The 23,513-nt window shown below is 69.3% G+C and carries 29 protein-coding genes; 17 read left to right on the top strand and 12 right to left on the bottom strand.

Features of this window, described 5'->3' with window-relative positions:
- Nucleotide 1: 1 nt before the first annotated feature.
- From BMX37_RS08465 to cobF, 5 genes are read left to right on the top strand one after another with little or no spacing between them, the layout of a single operon-like run.
- The gene (locus BMX37_RS08465) at nucleotides 2-364 is read left to right on the top strand and encodes a cobalamin biosynthesis protein (RefSeq protein ID WP_093665284.1); all 363 of its coding nucleotides are present in this window, start codon (nucleotides 2-4) and stop codon (nucleotides 362-364) included.
- Nucleotides 361-1,146 carry a precorrin-4 C(11)-methyltransferase gene (gene cobM, locus BMX37_RS08460; protein WP_093665283.1) on the top strand — a complete coding sequence of 262 codons (786 nt, stop codon included), beginning with the start codon at nucleotides 361-363 and terminating at the stop codon, nucleotides 1,144-1,146. Before BMX37_RS08465 ends, cobM begins: the two co-directional genes overlap by 4 nt.
- Nucleotides 1,143-2,471 (top strand): cobyrinic acid a,c-diamide synthase CobB, encoded by a 1,329-nt coding sequence (locus tag BMX37_RS08455; protein WP_093665282.1) that lies wholly within the window; start codon nucleotides 1,143-1,145, stop codon nucleotides 2,469-2,471. The genes cobM and BMX37_RS08455 overlap by 4 nt, the downstream gene beginning before the upstream one ends.
- On the top strand, nucleotides 2,468-3,208 hold the full coding sequence (gene cobA, locus BMX37_RS08450; RefSeq protein WP_093665281.1) for a uroporphyrinogen-III C-methyltransferase: 741 nt from the start codon (nucleotides 2,468-2,470) through the stop codon (nucleotides 3,206-3,208). Before BMX37_RS08455 ends, cobA begins: the two co-directional genes overlap by 4 nt.
- Entirely contained in the window at nucleotides 3,205-3,960 is a 756-nt protein-coding gene (gene cobF / locus BMX37_RS08445) for a precorrin-6A synthase (deacetylating) (protein WP_093665280.1), read from the top strand. The genes cobA and cobF overlap by 4 nt, the downstream gene beginning before the upstream one ends.
- Before the next feature lie 274 nt (nucleotides 3,961-4,234).
- On the opposite strand, the gene BMX37_RS08440 is transcribed toward cobF, so the two are convergent.
- A complete protein-coding gene (locus BMX37_RS08440) occupies nucleotides 4,235-4,798 on the bottom strand; it encodes a histidine phosphatase family protein (protein WP_093665279.1) in 564 nt (187 codons plus the stop codon).
- A 201-nt stretch (nucleotides 4,799-4,999) separates the two neighbouring features.
- Here BMX37_RS08440 and BMX37_RS08435 point away from each other — a divergent pair, with 201 nt between their 5' ends.
- Genes BMX37_RS08435 through cobS form a run of 7 tightly spaced genes read left to right on the top strand, consistent with a single transcriptional unit; the run spans nucleotide 5,000 to nucleotide 9,278 of the window.
- Nucleotides 5,000-5,224 carry a CbtB domain-containing protein gene (locus BMX37_RS08435; protein WP_093665278.1) on the top strand — a complete coding sequence of 75 codons (225 nt, stop codon included), beginning with the start codon at nucleotides 5,000-5,002 and terminating at the stop codon, nucleotides 5,222-5,224.
- An 18-nt stretch (nucleotides 5,225-5,242) separates the two neighbouring features.
- On the top strand, nucleotides 5,243-5,956 hold the full coding sequence (locus tag BMX37_RS08430; RefSeq protein ID WP_093665277.1) for a CbtA family protein: 714 nt from the start codon (nucleotides 5,243-5,245) through the stop codon (nucleotides 5,954-5,956).
- Complete coding sequence (cobO, locus tag BMX37_RS08425; RefSeq protein ID WP_280139235.1) at nucleotides 5,953-6,564, top strand: cob(I)yrinic acid a,c-diamide adenosyltransferase; 612 nt, start codon at nucleotides 5,953-5,955, stop codon at nucleotides 6,562-6,564. The genes BMX37_RS08430 and cobO overlap by 4 nt, the downstream gene beginning before the upstream one ends.
- Nucleotides 6,564-6,974, top strand: coding sequence for a DUF1636 domain-containing protein (locus BMX37_RS08420; protein ID WP_093665276.1), 411 nt, complete (start codon nucleotides 6,564-6,566; stop codon nucleotides 6,972-6,974). Before cobO ends, BMX37_RS08420 begins: the two co-directional genes overlap by 1 nt.
- The gene (cobT, locus tag BMX37_RS08415) at nucleotides 6,971-7,984 is read left to right on the top strand and encodes a nicotinate-nucleotide--dimethylbenzimidazole phosphoribosyltransferase (RefSeq protein ID WP_093665275.1); all 1,014 of its coding nucleotides are present in this window, start codon (nucleotides 6,971-6,973) and stop codon (nucleotides 7,982-7,984) included. Before BMX37_RS08420 ends, cobT begins: the two co-directional genes overlap by 4 nt.
- Complete coding sequence (locus tag BMX37_RS08410; RefSeq protein ID WP_425288445.1) at nucleotides 7,981-8,568, top strand: histidine phosphatase family protein; 588 nt, start codon at nucleotides 7,981-7,983, stop codon at nucleotides 8,566-8,568. Before cobT ends, BMX37_RS08410 begins: the two co-directional genes overlap by 4 nt.
- Entirely contained in the window at nucleotides 8,565-9,278 is a 714-nt protein-coding gene (gene cobS / locus BMX37_RS08405; protein ID WP_093665274.1) for an adenosylcobinamide-GDP ribazoletransferase, read from the top strand. The genes BMX37_RS08410 and cobS overlap by 4 nt, the downstream gene beginning before the upstream one ends.
- On the opposite strand, the gene BMX37_RS08400 is transcribed toward cobS, so the two are convergent.
- From BMX37_RS08400 to BMX37_RS08390, 3 genes are read right to left on the bottom strand one after another with little or no spacing between them, the layout of a single operon-like run.
- Entirely contained in the window at nucleotides 9,246-10,712 is a 1,467-nt protein-coding gene (locus BMX37_RS08400; protein ID WP_093665273.1) for a cobyric acid synthase, read from the bottom strand. The two genes, cobS and BMX37_RS08400, sit on opposite strands and share 33 nt — an antisense overlap.
- The gene (gene cbiB / locus BMX37_RS08395; protein ID WP_093665272.1) at nucleotides 10,700-11,638 is read right to left on the bottom strand and encodes an adenosylcobinamide-phosphate synthase CbiB; all 939 of its coding nucleotides are present in this window, start codon (nucleotides 11,636-11,638) and stop codon (nucleotides 10,700-10,702) included. The genes BMX37_RS08400 and cbiB overlap by 13 nt, the downstream gene beginning before the upstream one ends.
- Nucleotides 11,631-12,653 carry an aminotransferase class I/II-fold pyridoxal phosphate-dependent enzyme gene (locus BMX37_RS08390; protein ID WP_093665271.1) on the bottom strand — a complete coding sequence of 341 codons (1,023 nt, stop codon included), beginning with the start codon at nucleotides 12,651-12,653 and terminating at the stop codon, nucleotides 11,631-11,633. Before BMX37_RS08390 ends, cbiB begins: the two co-directional genes overlap by 8 nt.
- A 60-nt stretch (nucleotides 12,654-12,713) precedes the next feature.
- On the opposite strand from BMX37_RS08390, the gene cobU reads away from it, so the two are divergent.
- Both cobU and BMX37_RS08380 read left to right on the top strand, forming a co-directional pair.
- Complete coding sequence (gene cobU / locus BMX37_RS08385) at nucleotides 12,714-13,253, top strand: bifunctional adenosylcobinamide kinase/adenosylcobinamide-phosphate guanylyltransferase (protein ID WP_093665270.1); 540 nt, start codon at nucleotides 12,714-12,716, stop codon at nucleotides 13,251-13,253.
- A gap of 751 nt (nucleotides 13,254-14,004) precedes the next feature.
- Nucleotides 14,005-15,003 (top strand): amidohydrolase family protein, encoded by a 999-nt coding sequence (locus tag BMX37_RS08380; protein ID WP_244501461.1) that lies wholly within the window; start codon nucleotides 14,005-14,007, stop codon nucleotides 15,001-15,003.
- A gap of 43 nt (nucleotides 15,004-15,046) precedes the next feature.
- Here the strand turns inward: BMX37_RS08380 and BMX37_RS08375 are convergent, their stop codons facing one another.
- Together BMX37_RS08375 and BMX37_RS08370 are read right to left on the bottom strand one after the other, a co-directional pair.
- Nucleotides 15,047-15,337, bottom strand: coding sequence for a hypothetical protein (locus BMX37_RS08375; protein ID WP_093665269.1), 291 nt, complete (start codon nucleotides 15,335-15,337; stop codon nucleotides 15,047-15,049).
- 53 nt (nucleotides 15,338-15,390) lie between these two features.
- Nucleotides 15,391-16,119 carry a Crp/Fnr family transcriptional regulator gene (locus tag BMX37_RS08370; RefSeq protein WP_093665391.1) on the bottom strand — a complete coding sequence of 243 codons (729 nt, stop codon included), beginning with the start codon at nucleotides 16,117-16,119 and terminating at the stop codon, nucleotides 15,391-15,393.
- Nucleotides 16,120-16,253: 134 nt separating this feature from the next.
- On the opposite strand from BMX37_RS08370, the gene BMX37_RS08365 reads away from it, so the two are divergent.
- Nucleotides 16,254-17,099: a Crp/Fnr family transcriptional regulator gene (locus tag BMX37_RS08365; RefSeq protein ID WP_170841897.1), complete on the top strand. Its 846-nt coding sequence runs from the start codon at nucleotides 16,254-16,256 to the stop codon at nucleotides 17,097-17,099.
- Nucleotides 17,100-17,128: 29 nt separating this feature from the next.
- Here the strand turns inward: BMX37_RS08365 and BMX37_RS08360 are convergent, their stop codons facing one another.
- The 4 genes from BMX37_RS08360 to BMX37_RS08345 form a co-directional block, all read right to left on the bottom strand.
- Nucleotides 17,129-17,446: a SpoIIAA family protein gene (locus BMX37_RS08360; RefSeq protein WP_139198054.1), complete on the bottom strand. Its 318-nt coding sequence runs from the start codon at nucleotides 17,444-17,446 to the stop codon at nucleotides 17,129-17,131.
- A gap of 239 nt (nucleotides 17,447-17,685) precedes the next feature.
- Entirely contained in the window at nucleotides 17,686-19,104 is a 1,419-nt protein-coding gene (locus BMX37_RS08355) for a phospholipase D-like domain-containing protein (RefSeq protein WP_093665266.1), read from the bottom strand.
- Nucleotides 19,105-19,224: 120 nt separating this feature from the next.
- On the bottom strand, nucleotides 19,225-19,422 hold the full coding sequence (locus BMX37_RS08350; RefSeq protein WP_093665265.1) for a hypothetical protein: 198 nt from the start codon (nucleotides 19,420-19,422) through the stop codon (nucleotides 19,225-19,227).
- Between the two features lie 89 nt (nucleotides 19,423-19,511).
- Nucleotides 19,512-19,781: a GlsB/YeaQ/YmgE family stress response membrane protein gene (locus BMX37_RS08345; protein WP_093665264.1), complete on the bottom strand. Its 270-nt coding sequence runs from the start codon at nucleotides 19,779-19,781 to the stop codon at nucleotides 19,512-19,514.
- A gap of 21 nt (nucleotides 19,782-19,802) precedes the next feature.
- On the opposite strand from BMX37_RS08345, the gene BMX37_RS08340 reads away from it, so the two are divergent.
- Together BMX37_RS08340 and BMX37_RS08335 are read left to right on the top strand one after the other, a co-directional pair.
- Complete coding sequence (locus tag BMX37_RS08340) at nucleotides 19,803-21,422, top strand: PAS domain S-box protein (RefSeq protein WP_093665263.1); 1,620 nt, start codon at nucleotides 19,803-19,805, stop codon at nucleotides 21,420-21,422.
- A 222-nt stretch (nucleotides 21,423-21,644) separates the two neighbouring features.
- Entirely contained in the window at nucleotides 21,645-22,112 is a 468-nt protein-coding gene (locus BMX37_RS08335) for a YaiI/YqxD family protein (RefSeq protein ID WP_093665262.1), read from the top strand.
- A 158-nt stretch (nucleotides 22,113-22,270) separates the two neighbouring features.
- Here BMX37_RS08335 and BMX37_RS08330 read toward each other — a convergent pair whose 3' ends face one another.
- Together BMX37_RS08330 and BMX37_RS08325 are read right to left on the bottom strand one after the other, a co-directional pair.
- On the bottom strand, nucleotides 22,271-22,900 hold the full coding sequence (locus BMX37_RS08330) for a hypothetical protein (RefSeq protein ID WP_093665261.1): 630 nt from the start codon (nucleotides 22,898-22,900) through the stop codon (nucleotides 22,271-22,273).
- Between the two features lie 23 nt (nucleotides 22,901-22,923).
- Entirely contained in the window at nucleotides 22,924-23,229 is a 306-nt protein-coding gene (locus BMX37_RS08325; protein WP_093665260.1) for a hypothetical protein, read from the bottom strand.
- Between the last annotated feature and the right edge of the window lie 284 nt (nucleotides 23,230-23,513).

Genomic DNA, 23,513 nt, shown 5'->3' with positions numbered 1-23,513 from the left:
CATGATCGTCGCCGGCTTCGGTTGCCGGGCGGGGGCGACCACGGACAGCCTCACCGCCGCGCTGGCATTGGCGAGCGACGGCCGGACCTGCCACGCGCTCGCCGCGCCCGCCGACCGCGCGCCGCTCGTCCAGCCGCTTGCCGATGCGATGGGCCTGCCCCTGATCGCCGTCGATCCGATCGCGCTCGCCGCGATCGAGACGCCCACCCGCTCGCTCGCCAGCCTGGCCGCGCGCGGCGTCGGCAGCGTGGCGGAGGCGGCCGCGATGGTCGCCGCCGGGCCGGGCGCCCGACTGCTTTCTTCCCGCCGCATCTCTCCCGATCGCATGGCCACATGCGCCGTCGCCGAAGGTACAATCGCATGACCGTCCACTTCATCGGCGCCGGCCCCGGCGCGGCCGACCTGCTGACCCTGCGCGGGCGCGATCTGATCGCCGCCTCGCCCGTCTGCCTGTACGCTGGCTCGCTGGTACCCGCCGCGCTGCTCGACCATTGCCCGCCGGGTGCGCGCATCGTGAACACCGCGCCCTTGTCGCTCGACCAGATCATCGCGGAGATCGCCGCCGCGCACGCGTCCGGCCTGGACGTCGCGCGGCTGCATTCGGGCGATCTGTCGATCTGGTCGGCGATGGGGGAGCAGTTGCGGCGGCTGCGCGCGATGAACATCCCCTTCGACGTGACGCCGGGGGTGCCCGCCTTCGCCGCCGCGGCCGCCGTGCTGGAGGTGGAGCTGACGCTGCCCGGCCTCGCCCAGTCGGTGGTGCTGACCCGCACCTCCGGCCGCGCCAGCGCGATGCCCCCGGCCGAGACGCTCGCCGCCTTCGCCGCCACCGGCGCGACGCTCGCCATCCACCTGTCGATCCACCGCCTGGCGGAGATCGCGGCCGAGCTGTCCGCCACCCACGGCCCCGATTGCCCGGTCGCGATCGTCTGGCGGGCGAGCTGGCCCGACCAGCGTATCGTCCGAGCCACGCTGTCCACCATTGCGGAGGCCGCATCGGGCGGGCCGGAGCGTACCGCGCTGATCCTGGTCGGTCCCGTGCTTGCGGCGGACGACTTCGCCGACAGCAGCCTGTATGCCCCCAGCTACGACCGCCGCTTCCGCCCGCAATCGGCGGCGTCGCGCTTTGCGGGGGACGACGCATGACCCCGGGCCTGATGATCGCGGCGCCCGCGTCGGGCACCGGCAAGACAACGGTGATGCTGGGGCTGCTGCGCGCGTTGCGCGACCTCGGGGTCGCGGTGCAGCCGTTCAAGAGCGGCCCGGATTATATCGATCCCGCCTTTCACCGCGCGGCGAGTGGCCGGCCGTCCTTCAATCTGGACAGCTGGGCAATGGCCCCGTCGCTGCTCGACGCGCTGTCCGCGCGCGGCGACGATGCCGACATGGTGCTGGCGGAGGGGTCGATGGGCCTGTTCGACGGGGTGGCGCGCGCCGGCGCGATTGGCAGCGGAGCCAGCGCCGACATCGCCGCCCGGTTCGGCTGGCCGGTGGTGCTGGTCATCGACGTATCGGGCCAGGCGCAATCCGCGGCCGCCACCGCGCTCGGCTTCGCGCGGTTCGACCCGGCGGTGCGCGTCGCCGGCGTGATCCTGAACCGCGTCGCCAGCCCGCGTCACGAACGCCTGGCGCGCGCCGGCATGGAGGCTGCGGGCATTCGCGTCTTCGGTGCCCTGCCGCGACGCGGGGACCTGCACTTGCCCGAACGCCATCTGGGGCTGGTCCAGGCCGTGGAGCATCCCGACCTCGACGCGAAGATCGCCGGCTATGCCGCCTTTCTGGCCGAGCATGTAGACCTGGCCGCGCTGCGCGACGCCGCCGCATGGTCCGCGCGGCCCGGGACGGAGGCGGAGCGCGCCGCCGCGTCGGTGTCGAACATCGTGCCCCCGGCGCAGCGGATCGCCTTGGCGCGCGACGCCGCCTTTTCCTTCACCTACCCGCACCTGATCGACGCGTGGCGAGAGGCGGGTGCGGAGATCGTTCCCTTCTCCCCTCTCGCCGACGAGGCACCCGACCTCCGCGCGGACCTTGTCTGGCTGCCGGGCGGGTATCCCGAGCTTCATGCCGGTCGCCTTGCGGCCTGCGAACGATTCCGCGCCGGCCTTCACGCGCACGCCGCCGATCGTCCGATCCACGGCGAATGCGGCGGGTACATGGCTTTGGGAGAGGGGTTGATAGATGCCGATGGCGTCCGTCATCGCATGGCCGGACTGCTCGGCCTCGTCACCAGCTATGCCAGCCGGCGCATGCACCTGGGCTATCGCCGTGCGGTTCTTGCCGCTCCTGTCGGAGCGCTGGCGGTCGGCACCCATCTGGCGGGACATGAGTTCCATTACTCCACCATCATCGAACAGCCCGACCCCGCCCTGGCGCACGTGACCGACGCGGACGGCAACGCGATCGCCGACACCGGTTCCTGGCGCGGGCGGGTCTCGGGCACCTTCTTCCACCTGATCGCGGCGGTGGCATGATCCGGGATGGCGACAGCGACCCGGTGGTCAGCTTCGTCGGGGCCGGGCCGGGCGACCCGGAGCTGCTGACGCTGAAGGCGGTCGATCGGCTGCGCCGGGCGGACGTGGTGTTGTTCGACGACCTTTCGTCCGGTCCGGTGCTGGCCCATGTGCGCAGCGGCGCCGACTTGGTCGCGGTCGGCAAGCGGGCCGGCCGCCCCTCGCCCAGCCAGCGGCATGTCTCCGCGCTGCTGGTCGCGCATGCGCGTTCCGGCGCCCGCGTCGTGCGGCTGAAGGCCGGCGATCCCGGCATCTTCGGGCGGCTGGAGGAGGAGATCGCCGCGCTGCGCGATGCCGGCATCGGGTTCGAGATCGTGCCCGGCATCAGCGCGGCACAGGCCGCCGCCGCCGTGGCCGCAATTCCGCTCACCCGGCGCGAATCGGCGCGGCGGGTCCAGTTCGTCACCGGCCACGACGCGACCGGAACGCTGCCGGCTTCGCGCAACATGGCCGCGCTCGCCGATGGCCAGGCGATTACCGTGGTCTTCATGCCGAAGCGGACCTTTCCCGTCCTGGCAGACGACCTCGCCGCGCATGGCCTGCCCGGCGATACGCCAGCGCTGCTGGCCGAACAGGTCGGCCATCCCGACCAGCGGCTGACCCGCACCACCATCACCGCCCTGGCGGAGCGATTGCGCGCGGGCGTGTCGGATGCACCAGCGCTGATCCTCTACGGCCCCCTGCTGGAGGAGGCATGATCGACCTGCAACTGATCGGCATCGGCACGGGCAATCCGGACCACCTGACCCGCGCGGGGGAGCGCGCGATGCGGGACGCCGATCTGATCCTGCTGCCACGCAAGAGGGCCGACACCGCCGACCTGCTCGACCTGCGCCTGGCGCTGTGCGACGCGGTGCTCGGCGACCGCAGCCGCGTCGCGATCTTCGACCTGCCGCGGCGTGACGCAGCGGCGCCGTACCTGCCCGGCGTAGAGCAATGGCACGACTCGATCGCGGACGCATGGGCAGGGGCGGTCGCCGCGCACCTGCCGGATGGCGGTCGGCTCGCGCTGCTCGTGTGGGGCGATCCGTCGCTGTACGATTCCACGCTGCGCATCACGGAGCGGCTGCGCGCGCGGGGCATGGGCGTTCGGGTCGACGTCCTGCCCGGCATCACCAGCCTGCAGGCGTTGACCGCCGCGCATGCGATCCCGCTCAACACGCTCGGCGCGCCGGTGGCGGTGACCACCGGCCGCCGCCTGGCGCAGGATGGCTGGCCGACCGGCTTCGACAGCCTGGCCGTGATGCTGGACGGTCAGTGCGCGTTCGACACGATCGATCCCGATGGCATCCACATGTGGTGGGGCGCGTATCTCGGCATGCCGCAACAGGCGCTCGCCGCCGGCCCACTGGGCGAGATCGCCGCCCCGATCCGCACCCGCCGCGCCGCGCTGCGCGCAGAGCATGGCTGGATCATGGACACCTATCTCTTGCGGCGGGGCGTCGGCTGAGCGCGCGCGGCGGATCATTCGACGAGCGATCCCCCGCGACACGTCCTGCCGGCAGGCACTAGACGCCCCGGTGTGGTGTCCCAGAAGGCTCACGGACCCGCAGCCGCCAAATGTCACGGGGCGCGACGACGCGCAGAAGCGCCGGCTTGGCAGCTCCTGCGCCCGCGCCGCGTATTCGAATCCGAACGCTACCCCGCGCTGCCATTCCGTTCCTAAGCCAATCATCGGGATGGCGCGGCGCGAACCCGATCGTCGCCGCCGGGCGGCCATATCCTCAGCCGCCGATGCTCGCCCCCGGTCCCAGCTCCTGCAAGCGCCACCTGCCATGCCGCGACAGCGCCACGCGGGTCAGGGGCGCCACATCGATCGCGAACACCGCCGCGTCGGGGATCGCGAGCGCGTGGGCGACCGCCGCGCGGATCACCGCTGCGTGGGTGACCACGACCACCCAACCCGGCTCCAGCGCGTCGAGCCACGCACCCACCCGCGCACGCACGGCCGCCAAGCCCTCTCCACCCGGCGCGCCCAGTTCCGGCGCGGCGAGCCAGCCGGCGAGTGCCGCCTCGCCTATTTCCTCCATGCCACGCCCGGCCCAACCGCCGGCGTCCATGTCACGCAATGCCGGCTCCACCTGTCCGCCGATCCCCAACAGATCCGCTGTCTCCTGCGCAGCAACGGCGGGGCTCACAACGCTCCGCGCCGTCATGGGCCATGTGCGCGTCATCGCCCGCACCTTGGCCCTGCCGCCCTCGTCCAGCGCCTCGGCCGGGTCGGGAAATCGCGCCGCCCGTGTCGAGGGCGTGGCGCCGGCGCACATCAGGATCAAGCGGGTCGTCATGCGCGAATGCTCTTGGGCGGTTGACGTGTCCTGGTCCAGCCTGCACACCCCGTCGCATCGGAGCCGGGCGGGAAGCCGGTGCGATACCGGCGCGGTCGCGCCACTGTGATCGACGGGCCCACGCCTGTCGAGAGCCAGACCCCGCCCGGCGCCTTCACCCCCCACCCGAACCGGGCGCGTCTTCCCGGCAGGAGCGATGTCATGACCACCACCCGCGCCGCTATTCACCCCGGCCCGTTCGTCTCCTCCACCCGCCCGATCCCGCTGGCCGAAATTGCGCCATGGGCGGTGTTCGCCGCGGTGGTCGCATTGATCCTGCTGTATTTCGTCAGCACGGAGCAGGGCGCGTTCGCCCTGTTCGACGGCAAGTCGGTGCACGAATATGTGCATGACGGGCGGCACCTGCTCGGCTTTCCCTGCCACTGATCCTGGCGGGGACGTCACATGACCAGATCGTTGCTCTGGCGGGGGATGCTCGCCGGACTGGTCGGGGCGTTGATCGCCGCGACCTTCGCCCTGTTGTTCGCTGAGCCGCATATCGACGCCGCCATCGCGCTGGAGGCGCATCACGCGATGGGCGCGGCCGCGGAGCCGGAGATCGTCAGCCGCGCGACCCAGAAAAGCTGGGGCCTGTTCACCGCGATGGGGCTGTACGGCACGGCATCGGGCGGCGTGTTCGCGATCCTGTTCGCCGGCCTGTACGGCCGCGTCGCCGGCCTGTCGCCGCGCGCGCTGGCGCTGCTGCTGGCGGTTGGCGCCTTTGTAGTCGTCGTGCTGGTGCCGGCGATCAAATATCCGCCCACCCCGCCGGCCGTCGGCCTGCACGAAACGGTGCGGATGCGCACCGCGGCCTATTTCACCATGCTCGCGCTGTCGGGTGCGGCGGCCACGGGCGCGGCATGGGCGTTCGGTCGATTGGGGGGCCGCACGGGCCTGCTCGACCGGATGTTGCTTTCGCTGGCGACGTATGTCGGGCTGGTGGCGATCGGCCAATGGCTGTTGCCCGTGGTGGACGAAGTGCCGGCCGACTTCCCCGCATCGCTGCTGTGGCAGTTCCGCCTGGCCTCGCTCGGGACGCAGGGGGTGTTCTGGTTGGCGACCGCGGACCTGTTCGGCCGCGCCGCCGAACGCGTGACGGCGCAAGGATACCGGTCGTGACCGACGATTTCGACCGCGACGATCGCCACGCCGACAAGATGCGCCGCATCCAGGCCGCGCGCCGCGACATGATGGCGACGAAGACGGGCGAGAAGGGCCTGCTGATCGTCCACACCGGCCCCGGCAAGGGCAAGTCCACCGCCGCATTCGGCATGGCCGTGCGCGCCATGGGACACGGCATGAAGGTCGGGATCGTGCAGTTCGTGAAGGGCGCGATGGCGACGGGCGAACGCGCGATCTTCGACGCCTTTCCGGATCTGGTCGAGTTTCGCCCGATGGGTGAGGGCTTCACCTGGGACACGCAGGATCGCGCGCGCGACATCGCGGTCGCCCGTACCGCCTGGGACGAGGTGAAGCGGATGATCGCCGATCCCGCCTATGCGCTGGTGATCGCGGACGAGCTCAACATCGTGCTGCGCTACGACTATCTGCCCGTCGACGAGGTGCTGGAGGCGGCGAACGCCCGCCCGCCGATGACGCATGTCGTCGTCACCGGCCGCAACGCGCCACAGGCGCTGATCGACGCCGCCGACCTGGTCACCGAGATGACTCAGGTGAAGCACCCGTTCCGCGGCGGCATCAAGGCCCAGGCAGGGATCGAATTCTGATGAAGCTGGACCCCGTCACGCGCGGACCCGCCGTGGTCGCGTGCAACACCTGTCGCCTGTCCACCGATGCGCGCGAGGATGCCGAGGGTCGCCGTGGCGGCGCGCTGCTGGTGCAGGCGTTGCGCGCCGCGCAGGCCGCCGACCCCGCGCTGGCCCACCTCGCGGTGCAGGAGATGCCGTGCCTGTTCGCCTGTGCCGAGTTCTGCACGGTGCACCTGCGCGCCGCCGGAAAGGTCGGCTATGTGCTCGGCCGCTTCGCACCCGATGCCGATGCCGCGCGCGCGATCCTGGAATATGCCGCGCTCTACGCCGACAGCGAGGCCGGGCAGGTGCCCTTCAAGCAATGGCCGGCGGGAGTGAAGGGTCATTTCATCACCCGCACGCCTCCGGAAGGGTTCATCGTCGAATGATCGCGTTCGCCACGCCCGCGGCCTTCGCCGCCGCGCTGCACGATTTGCCGCTGCCGGACGGGCACAGCCGTGCCGCTGCGAAGGCGCGCCAGGCACAGCTGACCAAGCCGCCGGGGTCGCTCGGCCGGCTGGAGGACATCGCGACCTTCATGGCCGGGTGGCAGCGGCGCGCCATTCCGACTCTGGATCGCGGCCGCGTGGTCGTCTTCGCCGGCAATCACGGCGTCGCCGCACGCGGAGTCAGCGCCTTTCCCCCGTCCGTCACCGCGCAGATGGTGGCGAATTTCGATCGAGGCGGTGCGGCGATCAACGCGCTGGCCGCCGCGGCGGGACTGCAGCTGCGCGTCGTGCCGCTCGATCTGGATCGACCGACCGCCGACATCGTCGAGGCCCCTGCGATGACCGAGGCGGAGTGCCTGGCGGCGCTGAACGCGGGTGCCGCCGCCGTCAATCCGGAACTGGACCTGATCGTCCTGGGCGAGATGGGCATCGCCAACTCGACCGCCGCCGCCGCGCTGGCGCTTGCAAGTTTCGGCGGCGATGCCGACGACTGGGTCGGGCCGGGCACAGGCGTCGAGGGCGCCGCACTCGCCGCCAAGCGGCACGCGGTAACTGCCGCCATGGCACGCCACGGCGACGCGAAGGGCGATTCGTTCGAGACGCTGCGCCGGCTGGGCGGGCGGGAGATCGCGGCGATCGCCGGTGCGGTCGTGGCGGCACGGCGCGTGGGCGTTCCGGTCATGCTCGACGGCTTCATCTGCACCGCCGCGATCGCCCCGCTCGCTGCCGCCAACCCTGCGATCGTCGACCATTGTGTGGCAGGGCACGTATCGGCGGAGCCCGGACACAGGCGGTTGCTCGACCGGCTGAGCCTCGATCCGTTGCTGTCGCTCGGCATGCGACTGGGTGAGGGCAGCGGGGGCGCCGTCGCCGCCTGCGTCGTTCGATCGGCGCTTGCCGCACATGCGGGCATGGCGACCTTTGCCGAGGCGGGCGTGGCGACCGCGTGACGAACCCGCGCGTCGTGCACCTGATGCGTCACGGCGAACCCGTGCTGACGGAGCGCATGCTGGGACGCACGGACTGCGCGGTGACTGCGCAGGGCGTGGCCGCCTGCGTAGATGCCGCTGCGGCCCTGTCTTTCGAAAGCGTCCTTGCGTCGGACCTGGCGCGCGCACGGACCTGTGCCCAGGCCATCGCGGCGGGGATGAACCGCACCGTGGCCGTCGATCCACGCTGGCGCGAACTCGACTTCGGCGCATGGGACGGATGCAGCGCAGGCGATGTCGACCAGGCGACGCTGGGCCGCTTCTGGGACGACCCGGATGCCCGTCCGCCACCGGATGGGGAACGCTGGTCCGAGCTAGTCGCGCGGGTCTCCGCCGCGCTGGACGATCTTGCCGACCAAACGCTGGTGGTCACGCACGCGGGCGCCATACGTGCCGCGCTGTCCGCCGCATGCGGGTTCGACGTGCGACAGACTTGGGCATTCGCCCTGCCTTATGCCTGCGTCGTCACGCTCCGGCTGTGGCAGGAGGCGGCGCCGAGCGGGCAGATCGTCGCGCTGTCGTCGGATGAGGGCGCCCGGCGATGAGGGGCTTCCTGCTCGCCCTCGGCTTCCTGACCCGCCTGCCCGTGCCGGCACTTGTCGCCACGGATGCGGACTTCGCCACCGCGATCCGCTGCTACCCGCTGGTCGGGCTGGTCATCGGCATGCTCGTCGCGGGCGCGGGCTGGTTGGGCATGCAGGTGGAGCCATGGGTCGGGGCGCTCGCCGCGCTGGCGACATGGGTCGGCGTCACCGGGGCGCTGCACCTTGACGGCTTGGCCGACCTGGCCGACGGGCTGGGCGCCGCGCACGGGGATCGCGACCGTCTGATCGCCGTCATGGCGGACCCGCATGTCGGCAGCTTCGGCGTCGTCGCGCTCGTCATGCAGCTACTCGCAAAGCTGGTCCTGTTGCACGCGCTGTTGCCGCTCGGATGGTGGCCGGTCGCGCTTATACCCTTTGCCTCGCGCATTGGCCCGCTGCTCTGGGCGCGGCTGCTTCCACCGTTGAAGCCGGGGCTGGGTGCGCGTGTCGCCACCGCCGTGCGCAGGCGCGACCTGATCGGCTGGGCACTGCTGCTGCTCGCCGGCGCGGTCGCGGCCCCCTTCCTCCTCGCCGCATTCGCGCTGATCGCCGGCTATCTCGGCTGGCTGCGTGCGCGGCTGGGCGGCGTCAACGGCGATGCGCATGGCGCCGGGATCGAGATCGTCGAGATGGGGCTGCTACTCGCCGCGGTGATCGTCGGCACGCCGTGAAAGGGTGAGCAGCGCGTCGATATCCAGATGCGCCTCCAGCCGGGCCGCGATCGCATCGAGCGCCGCGTCCACGCTGGCGGCGTGATCGGGACCGTCCCCCGCCACGTCCAGCCACGCGCGGCGCTGTGCGGCCAGCCCGAACAACCCGTGGACATAGCTGCCCGCGACCAGTCCGTCCTCGCTGGTCGCCCCGTCCACGCGACCGTCGTCGTACCGCGCGACCGGACGCACCGCGTCGGGCCCGGTGGTCAGCCCCATATGCATCTCATAACCCTGGAACGGCGCACCCCGCGCCTGCCCCGCCACCTGCACAAGCGCCTTGGTCCCGCCCAACACCGTTTCGACGTCGAGCAGACCCAATCCCGCGACCGTCTCCGCCGTCCCCTCGATCCCTTGCGGATCGGCGACGGCGCGGCCCAGCATCTGGTAACCGCCACACAGCCCCAGGATCGCGCCACCGCGCCGCCGATGCGCGGCCAGGTCGATGTCCCAACCCTGTTCGCGGACGAAGCGCAAATCGGCAATGGTCGCCTTCGATCCCGGCAGCACGACCAGCGCCGCCTCTGCCGGGATCGGAGTGCCGGGCGGCACCATCACCAGTTCGACCTCCGGCTCCAAACGCCAGGGATCGAGATCGTCGAAATTGGCGATGTGGCGCGTGACCGGGCAAGCGACCACGATGCGCCCGCCGGATCCGCGCGGGCCGGCCTTCTGCAACACCACCGCGTCCTCGCTCGGCAGTCGCGCCGCTTCCGCCAGCCATGGCACCACGCCGAAACTGCGCCAGCCGGTATGCGATGCGATCGCGGTCAGCCCATCGGCGAACAGCGCGGGATCGCCCCGGAACTTGTTGACGAGGAATCCCGCGACCAGCGCAGCGTCCGCCGGGTCCAGCACCACCCGCGTGCCCGACAGCGAAGCGATTACGCCGCCCCGGTCGATGTCGCCGACCAGGACGACCGGAACACCCGCCGCCCGCGCAAAGCCCATGTTGGCGATGTCGCCCGCGCGCAGGTTGACCTCCGCCGCCGAACCCGCACCCTCCACCACCACCACATCCGCCTGCGCCATCGACCGGCTAAAGCTGGCGAGCACCTCCGGCATCAGCCCCTCTCGCCCCCGGCGCCAGTTTGCGGCCTGCAGGACGCCGCGCACCCGACCGTGCACCACCAGTTGCGAGGTGCGGTCGCCCTGCGGCTTCAGCAGGACCGGGTTCATGTCCACCTCGGGGGCCACGCGCGCCGCCAGCGCCTGCGTCGCCTGGGCGCGGCCGATCTCGCCACCGTCGGCGGTGACGGCGGCATTGTTGGACATGTTCTGCGGCTTGAACGGTCGGACGCGGAGGCCACGATTGCTGAAGGCACGGCACAGCCCAGCCACCAACACCGACTTGCCGACATCGGACCCGGTGCCCTGAAACATCACAGCACCCACGCAAAGCCCCCCGCGACCATCCACAACAGCCCACATGCGCGGCGATACACGCGCAGCGATTGGCGCACGTTGCGTGCGTCCAGATCGGTGCGTCCGTCGCCGATCCACTGCTTTTCGGCGATCACCCCGTCATAGGCGATCGGGCCGGCCAGCCTGACGCGGAGCACGCCGGCCATCGCCGCCTCCGTCCAGCCCGCGTTGGGCGACGCGTGCCGCCGCGCGTCGCGCGCCATGACCCGCCATCCGCCCCAACCCGCCAGGCAGATCAGCGCGCCGCCGACGCGCGCGGGCACCAGGTTCGCCACGTCGTCCAGCCGGGCGGCCGCCCAACCGAATGCGCGCCAGCGTTCCTCGCGGTGACCGATCAGGCTGTCGGCGGTGTTGATCGCCTTGTACGCCCAAACGCCCGGCAGTCCGCCGACCAGCAGCCAGAACAGGGGTGCTGCCACCCCGTCGCAAAAGCTTTCGGACAGGCTCTCCACCGCCGCACGCGCGACGCCCGACCGATCCAGCGCGGCGACGTCCCGACCCACGATAGAGCCGACCGCCGCTCGCGCCGCGGAAAGATCATCCCGTTCGAGCGCCGTCGCCACCGCCCGGACGTGATCGTCCAGGCTACGCTGCGCCAGCGCGGGCCATGCGAGCAAGGCAATGACAGGCCAGCCGCTTGGCCCGAACACCGCCCGGACGGCCGCCTGTGCGATCCAGGCGCCCCCGGCCGCCGCCGCAACGACAAGCGCGATCGTGGCGACGCCCGCCAGTTGCCGCATCAGGGGCGTGGAGATGGGACGGTTCCAGCGCTGCTCGCATCCGCCGATCAACCGCGCAAAGCCGCCGACCGGATGCCCGACGCGCACATACAGCCATGCCGGCCAGCCGAGGGCGGCGTCCATCGCCAGCGCGGCGAGCGCGACCGGCTCAGCCATTGCCCAGCGCCTCGTCCAGCCGCCGCATCGCCTCGTCATCCGCCGGCAGGCCGAACCGCAACCATCGCGGCGCATCGTCGAAGGGCCGCACGAGAATGCCGCTCCGGCCCAGCCGGTCGAAAATTTCAGGCGCCGCCTCCGTCTCGACCAGCCGGAACAGCGGACATGCACCGCGTGCCGCCAGGCCATGCCGCGCCAGCACGGCGTCGAGGTCCGCGGCCACTGACGCCTGTCGCACACACGCGGCCGCGATCCAGCGCGTGTCGCGATAAGCGGCGGTTCCGCAGGCAATGGCGAGCGCAGACACCGGCCAGCTCCCCAGCCGGTCGGCCAGGCGCGCAACCCGATTTGCCTCGCCCGCGACGAAGCCGAGGCGCACACCCGCCAGACCGAAGAACTTGCCGAACGATCGGAACACCAGCACCGGGTCGTCGCGCTCGATTAGGGGAAGGATGCTCGTGTCCGGCAGCGCATCGCCGAATGCCTCGTCCACGATCAGCAGACCGCCACGTTCCCCCAGGCGGCGCGCGACCGCGATCAAGCGGTCCGGCTGCCAGGAAATACCATCGGGATTGTTGGGATTGGCGAGCAGGATCGTGCCGCCCAGGCCCGCCTCATCATCCAGTGACTCGGGTGCGATCGCCATCGCGCCGGGCAGCGCGTCGAGGTGGCTGCGATAACCCGGCCCGACCACGCGCCACGGCCGCGGCGGGTCGATCGATCCCAGCATCCTCAACCCGATCTCGCTGCCGGGCAGCGCGGCGATCGGCACCGCCGGCGCCCCGAAATGCTCGGCGGCGGCAAGGCCCAGCGCGGCGAGCGCGGCCGGTGACGGCAATGCGCGCAGGTCGGGCGCCGCCAGCCGCTCTGTCGGCCATGCGAACGGGCTGATCCCCGTGGACAGGTCGATCCACGGCTGCGGAGCCGATTGGAACCGCTCTGCCGCCACATCCAGCCGCCCACCGTGATAGGTCAGGGCGCCGCCTGCCGGATCGCTATGGTGGAACCGCGTCATCGCCGCGTCTATCGACAAAGCGTCATGACGAAACAAGCGAGCTCGGCGGGATCAGTGCACATGACGGACACCGGCAGAGGGCGCAAAACCCTGGTCGTCGGCGGCGCGCGATCGGGCAAGAGCCGCCACGCCCAATCGCTGGCCGAGCGGGCCGGCGGGGACATGGTGTTCATCGCGACCGCACAAGCGTTCGACGGGGAAATGCGCGACCGCATCGCCCGCCACCGCGCGGATCGCGACCAGCGCTGGCGCACCGTCGAGGCGCCGGTCGATCTGGCGCGGGCGATCGCGGCCGCCGACGCGCCGGACGCCACGATCTTTGTGGATTGCCTGACGCTCTGGGCGTCCAACCTGCTGCTGGGCGAGCATGATGTCGATCGTCACCTGCGCGAGGTCGAACAGACGCTCGCCGGGGCACGGGGCCGAGTGCTGCTGGTCACGAACGAGGTCGGCTGGGGCATCGTGCCCGACAACGCGCTGGCACGTCGTTTCCGCGACATCGCCGGCCGCATCAATCAGGCGATCGCCGCGCGCGCCGACGAGGTCATCCTGATGGTCGCCGGCATCGCGACGACGATCAAGGAAAGCGCGCGGGACTAAGTCTTCGACTTTGCGAGGACGGGCGGACCATGTCCGTGCGTCGAACGCCTGGTGAGTCGCGATGCGGTTGCGGCCACGGCGTTCGTAAGGCGCGTGTCTGGCGGGTCACCTGACGAGCCGCTTCAGCCACCAAGCCGCGACGTTGGCCGGCGTGCCTGAAGTCGGGCCGCCAGTTCATCGCAGACTGGCGTCAGCGGCGTGCCCCGTCCACAAGATCGATCCCGCGAACGGCCGCCGCAATTCCACAATGCTCGGGCGCCTGACCGCCGGCTCCCTCATCAAGCCGCAGGGACCACCCATTGCGCTGCTGGACCCGCTGAGCCGGCAATGCATGAGTAGGCATCAATGTGCTGGCCGCGGCCGACTTCCGCCTTAGACGGCGCCGGCGGGACGATCATCGCGCCGGCAGGGTCGCGATGGTGGACGGTGGTCGTGTGTGCCGGCCGCGTCATGGCGGGGCCGCCGGTTTGAGGCTGTGCTGTACAAGGCGCGCGACCTGCCCGCGCCGATCTTGCCGACGCTCCAATCGCGAGCGCGGCGGCCGAGGGCCGCGACTTCGACCCCGAACGGTGCGGTCGCAGTGAATACAGGGTGTCATAAGCGCCAGATCGAATGCGAGGCGGCTCGGGAAGGCGTCGGCAGCGGAAAGCCTCCGTCGACAAGGCGCAAAGTCACCACCAGGCATCGGCCGGCCATGCGCCCGGCGAAACCAAAGCCCGGAGGACGGGTTCAGCCGGCTATGATCCCTCCGGTGGACGAGCCCATGCGCCTGATCGCGATCGAAGAGCATATCCTTCCGCCATTCGTGCGCGACGCCTGGGACACTGCTCCGCCACCGCACGATCCGGTGTCGGCCTTCGCGGATGGTGGCGAGAATGGCCGCCGTCTGGCCGATCTGGGCGAGGGACGGATCGCGTTGATGGACGAACAGGGCGTGGATGTTCAGGTACTGTCCCTCACCACGCCCGGGCTGCACAACCTGTCGCCCGGCGTGGCGGTGGAGATGGCGCAGCGGGTCAACGACCTGATCGCGGAAACATGCACCAGGCATCCCGAGCGGTTTCAGGGACTCGCCGCGATCCCCACGCCCGACCCCGACGCCGCGCCCCGCGAACTGGAGCGGGCCGTGCGCGATCTGGGCCTGAAGGGCGCGCTGCTCTGCGGCAGGACGCGGGAGCGTCATCTCGACCACCCCGACCTGCGCCCCCTGCTCGCCAAGGCGGCGGAGCTGCGCGTGCCGGTGTTCATCCACCCGCAGACGCCATTGGCCGAGGTTCGCGCCGCCAATTATACGGGCATTGGAGAAACCGCGGACCTGGCGCTCGCCGCCTTTGGCCTGGGTTGGCATTACGAGGCGGGGCTGCAATGGAACCGGCTGGTGGCCGCGGGCGTGTTCGACCAGTTGCCCGACCTTCAGATCATCCTGGGTCATTGGGGCGAGGTGGTGCTGTTCTATCTGGAGCGCACCGCCGCCGTGTTCGAACGCGCGCTCGATTTGAAACACCCGCTGTCCCACTATGCGCGCCACAACCTGTACGTGACCGGCAGTGGCATGTGGAGCGACACGTACCTGCAACGCTGTCTGGACATCGTCGGGGCCGAACGCCTGCTGTTCTCGACCGATTTCCCCTATCAGTACAAGGAGGGCGGCCAGCCGCGCCGGTTCCTGGAACAGGTATCGCTGGACGACGAGGCGCGGCGGGGTTTCGCGCATGGCAATTGGGACCGGCTGACGCGTGACATCGGGTAAGCGACGCCATGACCTAATCGCGTTGCCTCGTGGATTGGCGATCCTATCGAGCGGGCCTGACGCTCGCGAGGGCCGACCTGACGCTTTCGTCGTCGAGCTCCAGACGGTCCGCGATCCAGCGCAGCGCGGCCGCGATCGTCTCGAACGTCGGCACGGACGCGCCGCAGCGACCGAACCCGGCCTCGAGATGCCATCGCCCCCGCTCGCTTCCGTAGAAATCGTCGTCCAGGCACACCAGCACCGCGACCAGCGCGCCTTCGTGCATGACCAGCAGACCGTCCGCGTCCCCCAGATCGACGGCGACCTTGATACGAGTGACGGAAAGCGTACTCATCCCAATTATTTACACCCTGGTGGCCGGCTATTCCCTGACACCGGTTAAACTTCTCACCGGCCGGCGGGTTGCCGCGGATCGAGGTGGAGGTAGTTCGGGTTGAAGTCGCTGACCGCCAGCAGCCGCTTCGCGTCCAGGATGGACAGCCGCTCACCCTTCAGGGTGATGAGTTCCTCCGCGCGCAGCCGTTGCAGGACGCGGTTCACGGTCACGGAGTTGAGGCCGATCGTGTCGCCAAGCTCCGTCTGGGTCAGGGGCAGGTCGAACGTCTCGCCCTGAACCAGGCCGACCGCCTTCATCCGCATCCACATCTCGGCAAGCAGGTGCGCGACCCGCTCGAACGGTTCACGCCGCAACGTGTTGGCGAGCCATTCGCGCAACGTCGCCTCATCCACCAGCGTCGACCAGAACAGCGCACGGGACAGGCGCGGGTGCGTGTCGAGGAACTCCACCATCGCCTTTTCCGGGATCAGGCCGATCGTGGAATCGCTCAACAGGCCGATGCTGTGATCCATCTCCTTCAGGATGAAGATGTGGATGTCGCACAGGTCGCCGGGGATGAGATAGGCCATGATCTGCCGGCCGCCATCGGGCAGCAGCTTGTAGCGAAAGGCCCATCCCTCCAGCAGCAGGATGACCTCTTCGGGCCGGTCGCCCTCCCGGATCAGGTCCTCTCCCGCCCGGCGCACGACCGTGCGCCCGCACAAGGCGTCCAGGGCCTTCTTCTCGTCGTCCGACAGCCTGACGAACGCGTCGAGTTTCCGGATCAAGGGGTTGGTCATGGTTTTCTCCACCTCAAACACCGGCGGAACTATACCCGTATAAGGCGCCGCACTTTAACGCACGTAAACCCATGTTGTCGATCCAGCCGGTCGACTGGCATCGGAGAGCACATGTGCATGGGCAGCACTCTGCATTGGCATCTCACCGCGCGCGCAGCCGCACGGTGAGTCCCCACCGGACAAGCGGGGCGATCCCCGACGCCTTCCTCACGCGCCTGAAACAGATGGCCGGGCTCGGCGATGCCGATCTCGACATCCTTCACGGCCTTTACGAGGACGAGCGGTCGGTCAGGGCACGGGTCGAACTGATCGCCCAGGGCACACGGACGCAGCGCCTGCATGTCCTGATCGACGGCTGGGCCTGTCGATACCGGCTGCTCGCGGACGGTCGGCGGCAGATCACGGAACTGCTGCTGCCCGGCGACATCTGCGATCTCGACGCGCTGTATGTGCGCAACAGCGATTTCGCGGTGATGACGCTGATGCCGTGCACGGTCGTCACGCTGGACAGGACCGCGCTGCGCACCGCCAGCCAGCGAAGTGCCGGCATCGCCGACGCGCTGGGCTGGCTGGGCGCGGTGGAGAACGCGATGCTTGCCGAACGCAACGCGTGCCTGGGCCGGCGTTCGGCACGCGAGCATCTGGCCCATCTGTTCTGCGAGCTGCTGGTGCGGCTGACCGTCGTCGGCCGGACCAGGGGCGGCGGCTTCCACATGCCGTTGACGCAGGAGGAGATGGCGGACGTGCTCGGCCTCACCTCCGTCCACATCAATCGCGTGCTGCAAGGTCTGAAGACGGACGGGCTGGTCGAACAGCGCGGCCACGACTTCGTCCTCCCCGACTGGAACGCGCTCCGTCAGGAAGCCGGGTTTCGCGCCGATTACCTTCATCTGGAGGGCATCGACGGAATAGGTGGCGACTTCGGCGCGACGCCATGGGCGTTCGCGGGACCATCACGGCCGATCGTGTTCGGGCTTTAGCGACGGTCTCCAAGCCGATGACCGGCGGATCAAACCTCCGCCAGCCACGCCCTCGCCTCCTCGGCGCTGGGAAACACGCGGCACTCCCGCCCCGAACTGATCCGCTTCGCCTGCAATCCTTCGAGTGTGGAGGCGCCGATAAAGGCGACCCGGTCCATGTCGGGGGTGACGCGGGCATGGAACGCGGCCAGCATCTCGGAAACCTCGCGGGTATGCAGATCACACTCGCGCAGGTCGTACAATGCCTTGCGCGGCGTGGTGCCCGATGGCGCGGCGCTGACGAGGTTCGTCACCGCCTGTGTATAGTCATGGGCCGTCTGCATGGACCAGCGGCCGGACAGGGTCACGCACACTGCGCCGATTGCGGGATCGAACCTGAAGGAAAAGGGCGGAATGACGCAGGGCCTTTCACGATCGCGATCAATGGGTGCGCACACGCTATCCTATCGCGAGGTTCCTGTCTTGAGGGCCAGTCGACGACGCTGCCATGGCGGTGATGGGCGAGGAAGCTCAGCCGGCCGGTGACGTTCCGCATCACGGAGCGCACCGTGGCGGACATGGACCAGCCGCCACGGTTACGGCCGCTCTATTGCGGTCGCAGCGTCCCTTTCCGTCGGAACAGCCCGCGCCGCGCCAGCGGCTCGAACATCTCGTCCGGCCCCTCGGGATCGAGCAGTTCATTGTCGGCAAGCCACTCGGCCGCGCTGCCCAGATCGGGCAATTCGTAAGGACGCAGCGACCGGCCATCGCCGCGTAACGCTTCGATCGCGGCGATCAGGCCCTGCTCCGCTATCGCTCGGCCGACCACCTCGGTCGAAAGGCCCAGGTGTTCGGCGATCAGGCCGTTGCGCAGTGCCACCGCGGCATCGGGGTCCTCGACCAGCACGTCGCACTCGCTATCCAATCGCATGGAGCGGTTGTTGATGTTGGCCGATCCAACCCGGATCGTCGTGCCGTCGACGATCATGATCTTCGCATGGACATAGATCGGCTCACCCCCGGCGGTGAACGGGTGGTACATGGCGAGGCGCCCGTGCCGATCGACCTGGCGCAGCGCCTTCATCAGCCGCGCCCGCGCGGTGTCCATGGCCAGCGGCTGCAACCAGCCTTCCGCAACGGTCGGGTTGATGATGACGAACTCTGGCCCGTCCTCCTCTTGCAGGCGAGCGGCGATCGCCTCCGCGATCTTGCGCGACGCGAAATACTGGCTTTCGATGTAGATGCTTTGGCGCGCCCCGGCGATCTGGTGCAGGAACAGCCCCTCGATCTCATGGATGCTCTGCTGATCGTCCATATGGGGGATGGTGCGCGCGACGCCGACATCGACATCGCTCAAATCAGGCTCCAGCCCGTTGGGCCAACAGCGCCCCGTGACGGAAACGGGCGCGAGCCGCTTGCCCGTGGCCCGCAGCCAACGCTCCCGGCACAGCTCCGCCATCGCCGCGCCTGCCGGTCCCGACATGGCGGTGGTCGCGTCGTGCCAGGGTTTGTACGGCTTTCCCCTGGGCGTCAGCCGGGCGGGCTCATCGTCACGGTGCTCGCGCGTGTCCCAACGCTCGCTCGTCATGTCGATCCCGCCGCAAAAAGCGAAGCAGTCGTCGATGGAGACGATTTTCTGGTGGTGCGACCCGCCCGTCGGGTGATGCCCGTCCAGCTTGGTATGGATGCGCGGGTGCCGCATCCATTTCATCACCGTGAACACGGTGGACCCGCGGAACAGCGACTTGAGCGCCCCCACGTCCCAGCGCAACAGATACAGCTCCAGCGTCGGCGTGCGTTCGACCAGCCAATACAGGAACTCGCCGACTGTGGCGGGCTCATCCTCGCCGCGCTCCTCCCCGCTCAGCCGGATGCGCGCGTCGAAGTCCCAGCCGACCAGCATGATGCGGGACCGCGCCTGCAGAAACGCCTCCCGCGCGACCTCGAAATAGCGTTCGGCGTCGATGATGACGCTGAACCGGCCTGCCCGGACCGTTTGCCAGAGCTGCTCGTCCCGTTCGTGCAATCCGCCCCTCCGCAAACCCTATCGTCCACAACGGGCACGCTGTTCCACAGCCGCCACGTCACCGGCGAACCCAAAGACCTATCGGCTCACCCGGTCCCACGGGGTGCCGATTTGATCGCCCTATGTCGAGGGCCGATCATCCGCCGCGCCTCGCCCGACGCCAGCCGCGCAATCCGCCGCGTTGCTTGCCGCGGCGGCATAGTTGTCGGCCAGCTCCTGATGAACACGTGCAACGGCCGGATCGGCGGCCTTGGCGGCCAGATCGCGCGCCGCCCGCTCCCGCCGGGCGAAATAGTCCGCTTCGCTCTCCTTCTTCATGCTCGACCCTCCGCCCCTTTTCGGAAATCGACAAGGCCGGAGGAGCCCGAAGCTCCTCCGGCCCGACCGCGTGTTTCGGCGTCAGCGCCTCAGCGGACGGTGCCGCGACGCATCATGTTGACGATCGCGAGCAGTACGATCGCGCCGAGCAGAGACACCGCGATCGACGGGATGCTGATCTCTCCGCTGGTGATCGGAACGCCGCCGATCAGGGGAGTGACGATGAAACCGGCGAGCAGCGCGCCAACGATGCCCACGACGATATTCAGGAACAGGCCCTGCTGCGCGTCCGTCCGCATGATGAGGCTTGCGACCCAACCGATCAGCCCGCCGACGACAAGCAGAATGATGATGCCCATGGAGGTTTCCTTCACCCGTTGATGTGCTGCAAGAACGAGGTGCGGGCGGCGATGGTTCATAAGGGCTACCGTGACCTACGAACGCCGAATGGTACGTGCATACCAACGCCTTTGGTACATCGCCGTGGAACCGGATGGCGCCTGGCGGCTTGTAGGCCCGTGCCTGGTTCCGAGCAGGGCAGTGTCCCGCATCCCACTTTCCGTCACCTGGAACAGCTGATGGCGCAGCTGCTGGACGGCGTGATCGTGATGGACCCGACCGGCGTGATCCTGACCGCGAACGCCGCCGCGCTGCGCATGCACGGCGTCGGATCGGTAGCCGGCCTGGGCGCGACCGCGGAGGATTATGCCGACCGCTTCTCGCTGCGCGACGGCAACGATCGGCCGCTCAAGCACCGCGACTATCCGCTGTTCCGCCTGCTGGCCGGCGAGGGCTATCCCGACCTGATCGTGAAGGTCGCGCCGGCAGGGGAGGATGAGACCCGCTGGGTACACCAGGTTCGCGACGTGACCATGGACGAGGATGGTGGAGAGCCCGACTTCCTCGCCCTTGTCATGAGCGACGTGTCCGCACGCTTCGATGCGGAGGCGCGGTTCGACGCGATGTTCAGGGCCAATCCCGCGCCCGCATTGGTGATCCGGCTGAGCGACCAGCGTGTTGCACGGGCCAATCCGGGCTTCCTCGACCTGACCGGGTTCCGGGAGGAGCAACTCACCGGGCGGACGCTGTTCGCGCTCGATCTGTTGCAGGGGATGAAGGCTCCGGCCGATGTGCGTCATCGGATCGAGGCGGGCGAGGTCGGGCCGCAGATGGAGGCGGAACTGTTGACCGCGGATGGCGCGCGGCGGCTGGTCCTGTTCGCCGGCCAGCCGATCGATGTGACCGACGAGGATGCGTTGCTGCTCACCTTTGCCGACCTTGAGCCCAGGCGCCAAGCCCAGGACGCGCTCGCGGCCGGCGAGCGGCACCTGGCGACGCTGCTGGACATGGCGCCGATCGCGATCGCGGTCACGGCCGACACGGATGGCCGGATCACACGGGTGAACGCCGCATTCGCAGAGCTTAGCGGACGTGCGGACGCGGTCGGGCGCACCATGGACCAGCTGGCGCTGTGGGCCGATGCGGAGCGCGGTCGTGTCGCCTCACAGGAGATCGCGACGACGGGAAGCATGCGCGGCCTGGACGCGCAGCTGATGACGGCGGATGGGAAGCCGATCGACTGCCTCTTGTCGGCGGAACGGATCGACCTGCACGGCGCGCCCTGCACGCTATGGCTGTTTCAGGACATCACCGAACGCCGTCGCGGCGAGCTGGACCTGATCCAGGCGATCGACGCCACGTTGCAGGACGCAAGCTGGCTCAGCCGCTCGATCATGGATCGGCTCGCCACCGTGCGCAGAGGGGCGTCGTCGGCACCTGCCGCCGATCTGAGTGCGCGGGAGCGCGAAATCCTGGAACTGATCTGCACCGACCTGGACGACGCCGCCATCGCGGAACGGCTGGGACTATCCCGAAACACCGTGCGCAACCATGTCGCGCGGCTCTACGCCAAGATCGGGGTGAACCGCCGAAGCGCCGCGGTGATCTGGGGCCGGGATCGCGGCATCGGGAGCCCGCAGGACACACTGCCGGTGCCGTGAAGCGCGCATCCGGCCACTCGTTGACGGCGTATGTCACCCCGCTAATCGCAGACCGACCTTGCCCCACCCGCGGCGCACCGTTTTCATGGCAGATGTCGACGCCACGCTGGTTTGACAACTCCGTGGGCCCGTACCGGCCTGTACGTCGCATTCCGGCAGCGCATTGCCCGCGCATACCACGTCGAGTTGGCGCCGAATAAGGAGTCATGGCAGAGGCCTGATGTGCAGCAACGACCCAGAATCCTCGTCGACGCCGACGCCTGTCCGGTGAAGGAGGAGATCTACCGTGTGGCCTACAGGCTTGAGGTGCGGGTGACAGTGGTGAGCAACTCACCCTTGCGCGTGCCGCAGCACCCGCTGGTCACACGCGTCGTGGTCGGCGATGGCTTCGACGCTGCCGACGACTGGATCGCCGAACACGCGGATGGAGCCGCGGTCGTGGTCACGGCGGACATCCTGCTCGCCGACCGATGCCTCAAGGCGGGCGCGGCTGTCATCGCGCCGAACGGAAAGCCGTTTACCACCAGCTCGATCGGCAACGCGGTGGCGGTACGCGCGATCATGAGCGACTTGCGCGCGGGTGGCGACCGCATCGGCGGACCGCCGCCGTTCGGCAAGGAGGACCGTTCCCGCTTCCTGTCGGCTCTCGATAAGACTCTGATGCAGCTCATTCGCAGATTGCCGCGATGAAGGGACGGCTCTGATCAAGAGGCGGCGTTAGTGCGTCGGTACGAGCAACACCGTTTAATCGAGACGGTCGGCGCGTCCGTAAACTCGTCCCTGGCGTCTCGTCTTCGTGTTCGAACCCGAGTGCCGGAGAGCCTGTCCAGGCTCCCCGGCACCTTGCCTCAGTAGCGGTCGGCCACCGGGGTCCGAGCGTATGTGGCCCGCTCGCGATTGATCTCGTCACTCGTGTAGGCGGGCGCGTCGGCGTCGAAGCTGGTCCATCCGGACTGCCGGTATGCCGCACCGCGCGCGGCGACGTCGACCGACCGGTTACGGTCCAGCACCGCCTCGGCCTCGGCGACCTGCGCGTCCGGCACCTTGGCGCTCACCAGCGTACCGCCGCGGCGCACGCCTTCGGAATAAACGTTGGCATCGTCGTCGGTATGCCCACTGTTCTTGAGCGCACCGACGAGGCTACCGGTCGCCGCACCGCCCGCGGCGCCGATCCCCGCCCCGGCGGCAGTGGCTGCGAGCCAGCCGGCCGCGACGATTGGACCAAGTCCCGGAATGGCGAGCAGGCCGAGGCCGGCAAGCAGTCCACCTGCACCCCCGAGTACTGCCCCGGTCGATGTGCCACGGCTGACGTCGCCATGGTCGTTGACGCCTTCATGGTCGCCGACGGCGTGCTGGCCATGGGCGTTGTTGGCGACGATGCTGATATCGCTATGGCTGATGCCAAGCGCCTCGAGACCGCTGACCGCGGTGGTGGCGTCGGTGTAATCGTCGAACAAGCGTGTGATGGTCTGCGACATGGTCGTTCTCCGCATGGACAAGATCAGTGGGTGGTCACGTTGCCCTTGTAGTCGAGCGAGACGTTCACCTTCGCACCACCCTTCATGGCGGTGCCCTGCCAGACGCCGTTTGCGTTCTTGGTGAGCTTGCTGACGCCGCTGTAGCCGTCCTTGGCGATGCGGCCACGGGCCTGGCTCTCGGTGAACGAGTTGCGCCCCTTGGCAGCCGCCGCGGTCGTACGGACGGTCGGGTCCTTGACCGCGGGATTGTGCGACCCGGCATGGGCCTGCGCCAGCGCGCCCGTGGTCGCACTCACAGCCAGCACGGCGGCAATGATCTGCTTGTACATCGTTCTCTCCTTGATGATCTTTTATGAAATGGTGCGGGGCATACCTATTTGAGGCAGCTAGGTTTCCACCTTACCTGGGCCCATCTCGGCACGTGTTGAGGCGATCAGGCCTGTGAGCGCGCCGACGATCCCCGGGTCACCGGAAGCATGCTGAGGTCCATGGTGCCCTCCGACGTCGACCGACCAGCGGATTGCTGGTGCTGCGGCCATTCCAGGTGCATCAACACAAGCTACGCATCTTGGTTCAGAAAGGAGGCCTTGCCGCCGCGCCCAAGATTAGTACC

It is taken from the genome of Sphingomonas gellani (genome assembly GCF_900110035.1).
GTDB classification, from domain to species: domain Bacteria; phylum Pseudomonadota; class Alphaproteobacteria; order Sphingomonadales; family Sphingomonadaceae; genus Sphingomonas; species Sphingomonas gellani.
Note: the sequence above shows the minus strand (reverse complement) of the source record. Positions and strands in the feature narration are given on the sequence as shown.